Source organism: Streptomyces sp. CBMA156 (assembly GCF_014596515.1).
Classification (GTDB): Bacteria; Actinomycetota; Actinomycetes; order Streptomycetales; family Streptomycetaceae; genus Kitasatospora.
Genome location: NZ_MSJQ01000035.1, coordinates 1 through 10,985, shown reverse-complemented (window position 1 = coordinate 10,985; position 10,985 = coordinate 1). Strand labels below are relative to the sequence as shown.

The following is a 10,985-nucleotide window of genomic DNA, read 5'->3' as shown; positions in this document are numbered from 1 at the left end:
CAGCTGACCACCGCCACGGCCGCCCGCGAGCAGGCCGAGCAGGCCGCCGAACAGCTCCGGGCCGACGCCGAGCACGCCGCCGGCGAGCTGCGGGCCCTCGCCCAGCGCGAGACCACCCGGCAGCGGGAGACCGCGGAGGCCTACGCCGACCGCGTCCGCACCGAGGCCGAGCAGCACGCCGCCGACCTCACCGAGCGCACCGCGGCCGAGACGGCCGAGGTCCGCGAGGCCGCCGCCAAGCACAGCGCCGAGGTCCGCGAAGCCGCGGACAAACACAGCGCCGAGGTCCGCGAGGCCGCGGACAAGCACGCCGAAGAGGTCTGCGAGGCGGCCGACGCCTACGCCGCGGAGCAGCACACCACCGCGGACGCCTACGCCACGCAGACCAGGGCCGAGGCTGAGCAGCACGCCACCGACCTCACCGAACGCACCGCGGCCGAGACGGCCGAGGTCCGCGAGGCCGCCGCCAAGCACAGCGCCGAGGTCCGCGAAGCCGCGGACAGGCACAGCGCCGACGTCCGCGAGGCCGCCGACGCCTACGCCACCGAGCAGCACACCACCGCCGACGCCTACGCCGCGCAGACCAGGGCCGAGGCCGACCGGCACAGCGCCGACGTCCGCGAGGCCGCCGACGCCTACGCCGGCGACGTCCACGAGCAGGCCGACGCCCACGCCGCCGAGCAGCGCACCGCCGCCGACGAGGTGCTGGAGCGGTCCCGGGCCACCGCCGAGCAGTACCGGACCGAGGCCGCCAAGGACGCCAAGGCGACCCGCGAGAAGGCCGCCGCCGAACTGGCCCTGGCCAACGAGCAGGCCGAGACCGTCCGGGCCGAGGCCGGCCGCACGCTGTCCGAGGCCCGCGCCGCCGCCGACGGCATCCGCACCGAGGCCGCCGCCGAGCTGGAGCAGGCCAAGGCCGACCGCGCCGAGCTGATCGCCGCCGCCAAGGCCGAGGGTGCCGAGCTGGTGGCCACGGCCGAGGAGGAGGCCGCCGAGGTCCGCCAGTCGGTGGCCGGCATGCACGAGGCCGGCGCCGAGCAGATCGCCGCGCTCAGGGCCGCCGCCGAACGGGAGGTCGCCGAGGTCCGCGAGGCCGCCGAGCAGGACGCCACCGAGCTGCGCGCCCTCGCCGAGCGCGAGACCACCGAGCAGCGCGAACTGGCCGACCGGGAGACCACCGAGCAGCGCGAGGCCGCCGACGCGTACGCCTCCGAGCTGCGTGCCCTGGTCGAGCGCGAGAGCGCCGAGCTGCGCGAGCTCACCGACCGCGAGACGGCCGACCTGCGCGCCCGCGCCGAGGCCGAGACCACCGCCCTGCGCGAGCAGACCGAGCTGGAGCTGGCCGCCGAGCTGGAGGCCACCGAGAACGAGCTCGGCCGCCTGCGCGCCGAGGCCCACGCCTACGACGAGCAGCTGCGCGCGGACGCCGAGGCCGAACTGCGCGCCGCCCAGGAGGCCGGCGAGCAGTTGCGCGCCGACGCCGGGGCACAGGCCGCCCGTACGGTGGCCGAGGCCGAGGCCAGGGGCGCCCGCGCCGTCGCCGACGCCGAGGAACTGGCCGCCGGTCTGCGCGCCGAGGCCGAGGAGTACGCCCTCGCCACCCGCACCCTGGCCGACGACTACGACTCCGCCACCCACGCCCGCGCCGACGCCTTCGACGCGGAGACCAGGGAGGCCGCCGAGCAGTTCGACAAGTCCACCCGCAAGCGGGCCAAGTCCGTTCTGGAGAAGGCCTTCGCGGACGCCGAGGCGCTCGGCGAGGACGCCCAGACCACCGCGCTGGCCACCACCGCCGCCGCCGAGGAGCAGGCGGACGCGATGGTCGCCGCCGCCCGCAAGGAGGCCGGCCGGCTGGTCGCCGCCGGCGAGGCGGCCGGTCAGGCCGAGGTCGAGAAGGGCCGCTCCGACGCGGACGCCCTGCTCGCCGAGGCCCGCCGGGACGCGACCGCGATCCGCGAGCGCGCCGAGGAGCTGCGCGAGCGCACCGACGCCGAGGTGGAGGCGCTGCACGAGCGCGCCCGCAAGGAGAACGCGGCGGCCATGAAGTCGGCCGGCGAGCGGGTGGACGCGCTGGTGACGGCCGCTCAGGAACAGCTGACCGAGGCCGAGGAGCAGGCGGTGGCCACCGTCGCCGAGGCCGAGGACCGGGCGGCGACCCTGGTCGCCGCGGCCGAGGACCGGGCCGCCGAGCTGACCTCGGAGGCGTCCGCGGAGGCCAGCAAGGTCCGGATCTCCGCCGTCCGCAAGGCCGAGGGCCTGCTGAAGGAGGCGGAGACCAAGCTCGCCGACTCCACCGGCCGCGCCGAGGCGCTGATCGTCAAGGCCGAGGCCAGGTTCCGGTCGTCCGAGACCGAGGCCGAGGAGCGGCTGGACCAGGCGTCCACCGAGGCGGAGAAGCGGCTGCGGGACGCCGACGAGGCCGCGGACGAGCAGATCGAGCTGGCGAAGGCGGAGGCCGAGCGGCTGCTCGCCGAGGCCAAGGCCGAGGCGAAGCGGGTCACCGACGAGGGCCGGCGCGAGCTGGACGAACTGGTGCGCCGCCGCAAGGACATCAACACCGAGATCTCCAGGGTCCAGGACGTGCTGTCCGCCCTGGAGGCGTTCGAGGCGCCGTCACCGGTCGCCCAGGCCAACGGGGGAAGCAGCACCAAGAAGGACGGGGGCGCCAAGGCCGGTGCCGGAGTTGGCTCCCCCCGGTCGGGTGGCAATCGCTCCAAGAGCTCACCACCCGATTGAGCGGACATTGGCGGCCATTGTCCGTGAGAGGACGGCGTATCGCCGTCGACACTCCGGTACCGTGTCAGGATTCCCTCAACCACCTCAGCGGTTTGACGACAGGAAGCCCAGAACCCCATGAGCGACAGTCACTCCCCTCACGGCTTCGACCTGGTGCGCCGTGGGTACGAGCGCGCCCAGGTCGACGAGCGGATCACCAAGCTGGTGGCCGACCGTGACAGTGCCTTGACCCGGATCAGCGCGCTGGAGAAGCGCATCGAGGAGCTCCACCTGGAGACCCAGACCGCCCAGGCGGCCGTGGTCGAGCAGGAGCCCTCCTACGCCGGCCTCGGCGCCCGGGTCGAGAAGATCCTGCGACTCGCCGAGGAGGAGGCCAAGGACCTGCGCGACGAGGCGCACCGCGCCGCCGAGCAGCACCGCGAGCTCGCCGAGGCCGCCGCCCAGCAGGTCCGCACCGAAGCCGAGAACTACGCCAAGGACCGCAAGGCCAAGGCGGAGGACGAGGGGCTGCGGATCGTCGACAAGTCGAAGAGCGACGCCGCCCAGCTGCGCGCCGAGGCCAACAAGGACGCCCAGAACAAGCGCGAGGAGGCGGACGCCCTCTTCGAGGACACCCGCACCAAGGCCGCCCAGGCCGCGCTGGAGTTCGAGACCAACCTGGCCAAGCGCCGCGAGCAGTCCGAGCGCGACCTGGCGGCCCGTCAGGCCAAGGCCGAGAAGCGCCTGGCCGAGATCGAGCACCGGGCCGAGCAGCTGCGCCTGGAGGCCGAGAAGCTGCGCACCGACGCCGAGCGCCGCGCCCGCCAGACCGTCGAGACGGCCCAGCGCCAGTCCGAGGACATCGTGGCCGACGCCAACGCCAAGGCGGACCGCATCCGCAGCGAATCCGAGCGCGAGCTGGCGGCGCTCACCAACCGCCGCGACAGCATCAACGCCCAGCTGACCAACGTCCGCGAGATGCTGGCGACGCTGACCGGCGCGGCCGTGGCCGCCGCCTCGCTGCCGAACGACGACACCATGGGCGTGCCCGCCCAGCAGTCGCGCTGACGCACCGGCCCCAGTGGCACCGCAGGCCCTCACCCGCCAGGGTGAGGGCCTGTCGGCTTTCGCGCCGTCATCACCTCGGGCACTTCCGGGCCGGCCGGACGGCTACCTCGGGTACGCCCCGTCCGGCCGCTGGTAACCGCTGCTGAGCTGGTTTCCCTCGTCGTCCGAGACGGTCCCGAACCAGGAGGTGCACCAGACCGACACCGAGTCGGGCCAGTACTGCACCTCGAAGGGGTGCCCGAGCCCGTAGTCGCCGTACGAGGTGACGATGAAGGTCTCCCCGGGGCGCATCCAGTAGTCCTCGCCGAGCGGTTCCAGGGTCAGTTCGACCAGCGCCTCGCTCCGGTTGGTCACGGGCATCCGGCCGGTCACCTCCAGCGCGGAGAAGTCCCAGGCCGCCGCGTCCTGGCTCTCCTGGCTCATCCGGCGGCCACCCGGGCGAGCAGGGTGCGCACGGCGGCGTCGAAGGCCTCGGGTGCCTCCAGGGCGCTCAGGTGGCCCACCCCGGGTACGACGGTCAGCTCGGCGTCCGGACTGGCCCGTACCATCAGCTCGGCCTCCTCCGGCGCCACCAGGGCGTCCCGGGCGCCCGCCACGACCGCGACCGGCACCCGCAGGGCGGCCAGCACGTCCAGGGCGTCCGGGCGGGCCGCCATGGCCCGCTGGGCCCAGGCGACGGCGGCCGGCGGCGCGGCGGCGACCATCGCCTGCACCCGCTCCACCAGCTGCTGGGAGTCCGGCCCGAGCTGCCCGGCCGCGACCTCCTCGTCCAGCAGCAGCCGGACGCTGTCCCGCGCGGTGACGGCGGCGGCGATCCGTTCCCGGTTGGCCCGCACCGCGCCGGTGTCGGCGGTGGCCCGGGTGTTGGCCAGCAGCAGGCCGGACAGCCGGCCGGGGTGGCGGCGGGCGAAGGCCAGCGCCACGTAGCCGCCCATGGACAGCCCGCCGACCACCGCGCGTTCGATCCCGGCCGCGTCCAGCAGCAGGGCGAGGTCGTCCGCGACCAGGTCCAGCGAGGGCTCGTCGGCGCCCAGCCCGGTACCGCCGAACCCCCGCTGGTCGGGGGCGAGCACACGCGCTTCGTCTCCGGTCATACCGGGCAGCGCGTCCAGTTGGGACGACCACATCGAGGCGTTCAGCGGGAAGGCGTGCAGCAGCACGAGTGGTGTTCCGGTACCGCTCTCGCGGACCGACACTGCGGAGGGACTCTGGGTCATGTGCCCAACCTATTGCGGCTCGACCGGGCGGCCCACTCGGCAGGTTCACCCAACGGGCCCGTACACCCGCTTTGTCCTAGCCTGACAGGGAGTAAGGGAGCGCGAATGATCGAGTTGCACGACCTGACAAAACGTTACGGCAAGACGCTCGCGGTGGACCGGCTCAGCTTCCAGGTGCCCCGGGGCCTGGTGACCGGCTTCCTCGGCCCCAACGGCGCCGGCAAGTCCACCACCATGCGCATGATCCTCGACCTCGACCGGCCGACCGCCGGCCGGGTCACCATCGACGGCAAGCGCTACGGTCAGCTGAGCGAGCCGCTCAAGTACATCGGCGCGCTGCTGGAGGCCAAGGCCGTCCACCCCGGCCGCACCGCCCGCGACCACCTGCTCTGGCTCGCCCAGAGCAACCGCATCCCGGAGCGCCGGGTGGACGAGGTGCTCGCCCTGGTCGGCCTCACCCCGGTGGCCCGCAAGCGGGCCCGGGGCTTCTCGCTCGGCATGGGCCAGCGCCTGGGCATCGCCTCCGCCCTGCTCGGCGACCCGGAGATCGTCATGTTCGACGAACCGGTCAACGGCCTGGACCCGGAGGGCATCCTCTGGGTCCGCAACCTGATGAAGCGCCTCGCCGCCGAGGGCCGGACGGTCTTCGTCTCCTCCCACCTGATGAGCGAGATGGCCCTCACCGCCGACCACCTGGTGGTCATCGGCCGGGGCCGGCTGCTCGCCGACCTGTCGATGCCGGAGTTCATCCGGCGCAACTCCCGCTCCGCCGTCCGGCTGCGCGGCCCGGAGCCGGAACGGCTGCTCGACGTGCTGGCCGGGGCCGGCCTGCCGCACGAACCGGGCCCGGAGGGCTCCTACGAGGTGGTGAACGGGGACATCGCGCGGCTCGGCGAGCTGTTCGCCGGGCACGGCGTGGTGCTGCACGAGCTCAGCCCGCAGCAGGCCTCGCTGGAGGAGGCCTTCATGCAGATGACGGCCGACTCGGTGGAGTACCACGCGGGCGAGCGCCCGGGCCAGGACGCGGCCGGCGCGCCCACCGAGTGGGGCGCCGACTGGAAGGCGGACGGCACCCGGCCGGCCACCACCGAACGGCAGGAGGAGAACTGAGATGACGTCCTTCCCGGCGATCCTGCGCTCCGAGTGGACGAAGATCCGCACCGTCCGCTCCACGCTCTGGACGCTCGCGCTGACCTTCGTCGTCACGGTCGGCATCGGCGCGCTGCTGTCCCTGCTCACCAACAACAACTTCGCCGAGTTCAGGCAGCACGACGCGAACCCCTTCGACGCCACCGGCACCGCCTTCTCCGGCATCGTGCTCGGCGAGCTGGCGATCATCGTCTTCGGCGTGCTGGCGATCGGCAACGAGTACAGCAGCGGAATGATCCGGCTCACCCTGGCCGCCGTCCCGCAGCGCGCCACCCTGCTCGCCGGCAAGACGGTGGTGCTCGGCGCCCTCGCCCTCGCGGTCTCGGTGGTGACGGCCTTCGTCACCTTCTTCGCCGGCCAGGCGCTGCTCGGCTCGCACTCCACCACGATCGGCGAGCCCAACGTGCTGCGGGCGGTGTTCGGGGCCGCGCTGTACCTGACGATGCTCTGCCTGTTCTCGGCGGGCGTCACCACGATGCTGCACAACCAGACGCTCGCGCTCGGCGTGCTGGTGCCGTTCTTCTTCCTGCTCTCGCCGATCCTCTCGGCGGTGCCGAAGGTCAAGACCCTGGCCCACTACTTCCCCGACTACGCGGGCTCCCGGATGACGCTGGTGTACGAGCAGCACGGCCAGCCGTACGGGCCCTGGGCCGGCTTCCTCATCTGCCTCGCCTGGACGGCGGCGGCGCTGGTCGGCGGCGCGCTGGTGCTCAAGAGGCGCGACGCCTGACGGATCCGCGCGACCGGACTCAGTAGCGCGGCGCGCCGCGGCCCCGCAGCACGTTGGAGGCCCGGCGCTCCCGCGCTCCCCAGCAGGCGCGGTGCCAGTGCCGCCGGTCGTCCACCCCGGCGCCGTGCATCGGCCAGGCCACCACGTGGCCCATGCCCGGCGGGATCTCCTGGTCACAGCCCGGGCAGCGGTAGTGCCGTCCCGCCGTCCCGGCGACGGTCTGGACCACCCAGTCGTCGCCCTGGTAGTTCTCGGTGCGGCGCAGCGAACCGCCGAACGGGGTGGCGGCCGGTGCGGCGCTCTCGTCGGGGGCGGCGCTCTTGATCCGGTTGCGGCGCGGCGACACGGCGGACTCCCTCTCCTGCTGGGCTCTGGATCGTTCCAGCCTACGGCCGGCCGGGCTCCCGCACGGCCACTACCACGGCCCTGTCCGGCACTTCGGCGTTTTTGCCGAGATCCACCCGATCATCGGGGAAATCCGGGGTTCCGCGTGCCATTGGCACATGACATCGGATACCCAGAAGGGGAACAGGCGGGGCCCGCAGACCCTGCGCGCACCCGAGGAGGCCCCAGGATGAGCAAGACCAGCGCCCGTGCCGAGAACCGCCGGCCCGTCGGGGTCGGGGTGCCCTCCCCTGGCCCGACGCTGAGCGCCCCGGCGCTGAGTGCCGTCCCCCCGGTGACGGCCGTCGCGGGCGAGCCGCTGCCCGCGGTCCAGCGGGCGGGCGCGCTGCCACCGGCCACCGGGCCGCTGCGGGTCGGACTGTTCCTGCTGTCCGCGCAGTTCCCCGGGCAGAGCCACGGCGAGGCGCTGGAGCGCACCGTCCGGTCCGCCGTCGAGGCCGAGCGGGCGGGCCTGGACAGCGTCTGGCTGGCCGAGCACCACTTCGTGCCGTACGGGGTCTGCCCGGACGCCGCCACGCTCGCCGGGATGCTGCTCGGCCGCACCCGCAGGATCGGCGTCGGCACGGCGGTGAGCGTGCTCTCCACCCGTCACCCGGTGGCGCTCGGCGAGCAGGCGGCGCTGCTGCACCTCACCTCCGGCGGACGGTTCACGCTCGGAGTGGGCCGCGGCGGGCCGTGGATCGACCTGGACGTGTTCGGCGGCGGCGTGGATGCCTTCGAGAAGGGCTTCCCGGAGCGGCTGGACCTGCTGCTGCGCTGGCTGCGCGGCTCCCGGGTGGGCGCGGACGGCCCGCAGTTCGCCTTTCCCGAGGTCGCGGTGGTGCCGCGGGCCACCGAGCCGGTGCGACGGCCCCAGCTGAGCAGCTGGCTGGGCCTCGGCGGGCGGTCGGGCCCGGTGCGCTTCCCGCGCCAGCGCCGGGAGGACGAGGGCCTCGGCGAGGAGCTCACCACCGCCGGGCGGCCGGTGGCCGGTCCGCCGGTGGTGGTCGCCTGCACCTCGCCGGGCGGGGTGCGGCTGGCCGCCGAGCGGGGCCTGCCGATGCTGCTCGGCATGCACTCGGGGGACGACGACAAGCTGCGGATGCTGGAGCTGTACCGGACCGCCTGGCTGGCCGCGGGGCGCGGCGAGGAGCAGCTGCGCCGGGTCGGCCGCCGGCACGTCGCGGCCGGGGTGGCCCAGGTCGACGACCGGGCCGCGGCCGCCCGGTCCACGCTGCTGAACGCGATGCCCGGCTGGTTCGAGTACGGGCTCGGCGCCCACCGCACCGTGGACGGCCGCGAGCGCAGGATGCGCGACCCGCGCCAGTACACCGAGCTGCTCTGCGACCTGCACGCGGTGGGCACCCCGCGGCAGTGCGCCGACCGGCTGCTCGCCACCGCCGAGCGCACCGGCATCCGCCGCTTCGCGCTGCTCGCCGAGGGCAGCGGCGAGAACGAGGCGACCCTGCACAACATCGCCCGGCTCGGCTCCGAGGTGCTGCCGCAGCTGGGCTGAACCCGCGGGCCCGGGCCGCCGCCCCTCCCCCCGCACCGGGGGACGGGGGCGGCCGGCACCGCGGCCGGGGAACGACGGGGGTCAGCAGTCCCGCAGTTCCTCGGACTGGTTGAGCAGCTGCTCCCGGACGGAGGTGAAGCGGCCGTACCGCGCCTCGTTGGTGTCCGACGGCAGGAACACCGCCACCCGGTGACAGTTCTGGAACGCCAGCCGGACGCCGAAGTGGCGCTGGAGGGCGCCCCGGATGGCGTCGCTGGCGAGGGCACGCAGCAGCTGGCCACGGGCCTGCTCGCTGGGCGGCGGTACCTGGTTGTCGGCGAAGTCGGTGCCGTCGACCTTCGCCTGGGCGACCAGCGAGCTGATCAGGTCCCAGGCGTACGGCAGCGAGACGCGGACGCAGTCGACGAATTCCCGCTCGTCGACCTCGCCCCGCTGGGCCTTCTCCAGCAGGGCCGGTGAGACGTCGAGCGACATGGATTCTCCTCTCGCGGTCCACCCGCGCGGCGCCCGGGTGGTCGTGCGTAGGTCAAGCTCACAGTGAGGGTGGTGGATGCGCACGGGGGCGTCCGGAACACCGAGGGACAGGGGTTTCCGGCACCTTCGCGACAGCGGCGGCACCACGGGACGTGACGCCCTGGATACCGAACGCGCTCAGGACAGCGTGGCAGTCAACGGCGCGACAGGCCGGTCATTCCTGTGGATTGCTTCGGAAATATGTTGCGGTGCACCGGATTGGCCGGATCCTGTCGGACCGTTCATCTGAAGTCTCCGTCCCCGTTGACAGCGATCCCGCGAGCATGCCGTCACACACCGTAGCGACCTGAAGGTGGGGGCGCCAGACCTCGGCGAGAGGCAGTCGGGACCGCGGGACCTCCATGTTGGCCGGGTTCGCGCTTTCTTCACCCTGCCGTCGCGGAATCGCATCAACTGGCCCTGGTGGGCTAGCGTGGTCGACCGTGCGTCTCGTAATTGCCCGCTGCTCAGTCGACTATGCCGGTCGGCTCTCCGCCCATCTGCCCTCCGCCACCAGGCTGATCCTGGTCAAGGCCGACGGCAGCGTCAGCATCCACGCCGACGACCGTGCCTACAAGCCGCTGAACTGGATGTCCCCGCCGTGCGTCCTTAGGGAGGCCGACGGGGTCTGGACGGTGGAGAACAAGGCCGGCGAGAAGCTCATCATCACGCTGGAGGAGGTGCTGCACGACTCGTCCCACGAACTCGGGGTCGATCCCGGCCTGATCAAGGACGGCGTGGAGGCCCACCTCCAGGAGCTGCTCGCGGACCGGATGGAGGTGCTCGGGTCCGGCTGGTCGCTGATCCGCCGCGAGTACCCGACCGCGATCGGCCCGGTCGACATCCTCTGCCGCGACTCGGACGGCGCCACGGTGGCCGTCGAGATCAAGCGCCGCGGCGAGATCGACGGCGTCGAACAGCTCACCCGTTACCTCGAACTCCTCAACCGGGACCCTCTGCTGGCCCCGGTCAAGGGCGTCTTCGCCGCGCAGGAGATCAAGCCGCAGGCCCGCGTGCTGGCCACCGACCGCGGCATCGGCTGCGTGGTGCTGGACTACGACGAGCTGCGCGGCATCGACGACGACAAGCTCAAGCTGTTCTGACCGCTCAGGACGGCGTCACCGGGGCGGTCGGGCTGGCCGAACCGCTCGGGGTCGTCGGCGACCCGGACGGCGAGGTGGTCGGGCTGGCCGACGCGGACGTCGGGGTGTGGCTCGGCTCCGTCGACTTCGTGGGCTGACCGGTCTGCGGCGGCGGGGACTGCCCCGGCTGCGGCGGGACCGGCGGCTGCGGCTGGCCCGGTGCGGGCGGCTGCGACTGCGGCGGCTGCGAGGCCGGCGACCCGGACGCGCCCGGCGAGGAACTCGGCTTCCTCGTCGGCGAGGCGCTCGGCGAGTGCGAGGCGCTGCCGCTCGTGGACGGGACCGGGCTGGTCGCCTGCCCGGCCGGGCTGCCGGGATCGGTGGCGGCCGGGGCCGGGGTGCCGCTGCCCGAGGACTGCGGGAACGGCGCGTCCTGGGTGCCGCCACCGCCGTCCAGCCGGCCGTTGCCCGGGTCCTTGACCTCCTCCGGCCCGCTGAAGCTCATCGCCACCGCCGTGCCGAGCACCCCCAGGGTCAGCACGGCCGTGCAGACCACGGCCACCCGCCGCCGCCTGCTGGACTTCAGGCGGGCCGGCACCCGGGCCGCGATC

General features: G+C 73.9%; 9 protein-coding genes and 2 pseudogenes. 6 read left to right on the top strand and 5 right to left on the bottom strand.

Annotation, left to right across the window (positions count from 1 at the left end):
- Both BU198_RS43185 and BU198_RS02435 read left to right on the top strand, forming a co-directional pair.
- A pseudogene (locus tag BU198_RS43185) lies at window positions 1-2,736 on the top strand (hypothetical protein); the annotation flags it as partial.
- A gap of 117 nt (window positions 2,737-2,853) precedes the next feature.
- A complete protein-coding gene (locus BU198_RS02435; protein ID WP_188295142.1) occupies window positions 2,854-3,783 on the top strand; it encodes a cellulose-binding protein in 930 nt (309 codons plus the stop codon).
- Window positions 3,784-3,885: 102 nt separating this feature from the next.
- On the opposite strand, the gene BU198_RS02430 is transcribed toward BU198_RS02435, so the two are convergent.
- Together BU198_RS02430 and BU198_RS02425 are read right to left on the bottom strand one after the other, a co-directional pair.
- On the bottom strand, window positions 3,886-4,206 hold the full coding sequence (locus BU198_RS02430; RefSeq protein WP_188295141.1) for a hypothetical protein: 321 nt from the start codon (window positions 4,204-4,206) through the stop codon (window positions 3,886-3,888).
- Window positions 4,203-5,000 carry an alpha/beta fold hydrolase gene (locus BU198_RS02425; RefSeq protein WP_188295140.1) on the bottom strand — a complete coding sequence of 266 codons (798 nt, stop codon included), beginning with the start codon at window positions 4,998-5,000 and terminating at the stop codon, window positions 4,203-4,205. The genes BU198_RS02430 and BU198_RS02425 overlap by 4 nt, the downstream gene beginning before the upstream one ends.
- A gap of 105 nt (window positions 5,001-5,105) precedes the next feature.
- Between BU198_RS02425 and BU198_RS02420 the strand changes: the two genes are divergently transcribed.
- On the top strand, window positions 5,106-6,110 hold the full coding sequence (locus tag BU198_RS02420) for an ABC transporter ATP-binding protein (RefSeq protein WP_188295139.1): 1,005 nt from the start codon (window positions 5,106-5,108) through the stop codon (window positions 6,108-6,110).
- Between the two features lies 1 nt (window position 6,111).
- Complete coding sequence (locus BU198_RS02415; protein ID WP_188295138.1) at window positions 6,112-6,879, top strand: ABC transporter permease subunit; 768 nt, start codon at window positions 6,112-6,114, stop codon at window positions 6,877-6,879.
- A 19-nt stretch (window positions 6,880-6,898) separates the two neighbouring features.
- On the opposite strand, the gene BU198_RS02410 is transcribed toward BU198_RS02415, so the two are convergent.
- The gene (locus tag BU198_RS02410; RefSeq protein WP_188295137.1) at window positions 6,899-7,225 is read right to left on the bottom strand and encodes an ATP/GTP-binding protein; all 327 of its coding nucleotides are present in this window, start codon (window positions 7,223-7,225) and stop codon (window positions 6,899-6,901) included.
- A gap of 405 nt (window positions 7,226-7,630) precedes the next feature.
- Here BU198_RS02410 and BU198_RS02405 point away from each other — a divergent pair, with 405 nt between their 5' ends.
- Window positions 7,631-8,779 (top strand): LLM class flavin-dependent oxidoreductase, encoded by a 1,149-nt coding sequence (locus BU198_RS02405; RefSeq protein ID WP_188295143.1) that lies wholly within the window; start codon window positions 7,631-7,633, stop codon window positions 8,777-8,779.
- Between the two features lie 81 nt (window positions 8,780-8,860).
- Here the strand turns inward: BU198_RS02405 and BU198_RS02400 are convergent, their stop codons facing one another.
- Window positions 8,861-9,253: an SCO5389 family protein gene (locus BU198_RS02400; protein ID WP_188295136.1), complete on the bottom strand. Its 393-nt coding sequence runs from the start codon at window positions 9,251-9,253 to the stop codon at window positions 8,861-8,863.
- A 482-nt stretch (window positions 9,254-9,735) separates the two neighbouring features.
- Between BU198_RS02400 and nucS the strand changes: the two genes are divergently transcribed.
- Window positions 9,736-10,395, top strand: a complete 660-nt coding sequence (nucS, locus tag BU198_RS02395) for an endonuclease NucS (RefSeq protein ID WP_188295135.1) — start codon at window positions 9,736-9,738, stop codon at window positions 10,393-10,395.
- Between the two features lie 4 nt (window positions 10,396-10,399).
- On the opposite strand, the pseudogene BU198_RS02390 reads toward nucS, so the two are convergent.
- Window positions 10,400-10,985: pseudogene (locus BU198_RS02390) on the bottom strand (hypothetical protein); the annotation flags it as partial.

Excerpts from the sequence above, each read along its gene's own strand:
- BU198_RS02435 (WP_188295142.1), top strand. The coding sequence starts at position 2,854 with ATGAGCGACAGTCACTCCCCTCACGGCTTCGACCTGGTGCGCCGTGGG.
- BU198_RS02430 (WP_188295141.1), bottom strand. The coding sequence starts at position 4,206 with ATGAGCCAGGAGAGCCAGGACGCGGCGGCCTGGGACTTCTCCGCGCTG.
- BU198_RS02425 (WP_188295140.1), bottom strand. The coding sequence starts at position 5,000 with ATGACCCAGAGTCCCTCCGCAGTGTCGGTCCGCGAGAGCGGTACCGGA.
- BU198_RS02420 (WP_188295139.1), top strand. The coding sequence starts at position 5,106 with ATGATCGAGTTGCACGACCTGACAAAACGTTACGGCAAGACGCTCGCG.
- BU198_RS02415 (WP_188295138.1), top strand. The coding sequence starts at position 6,112 with ATGACGTCCTTCCCGGCGATCCTGCGCTCCGAGTGGACGAAGATCCGC.
- BU198_RS02400 (WP_188295136.1), bottom strand. The coding sequence starts at position 9,253 with ATGTCGCTCGACGTCTCACCGGCCCTGCTGGAGAAGGCCCAGCGGGGC.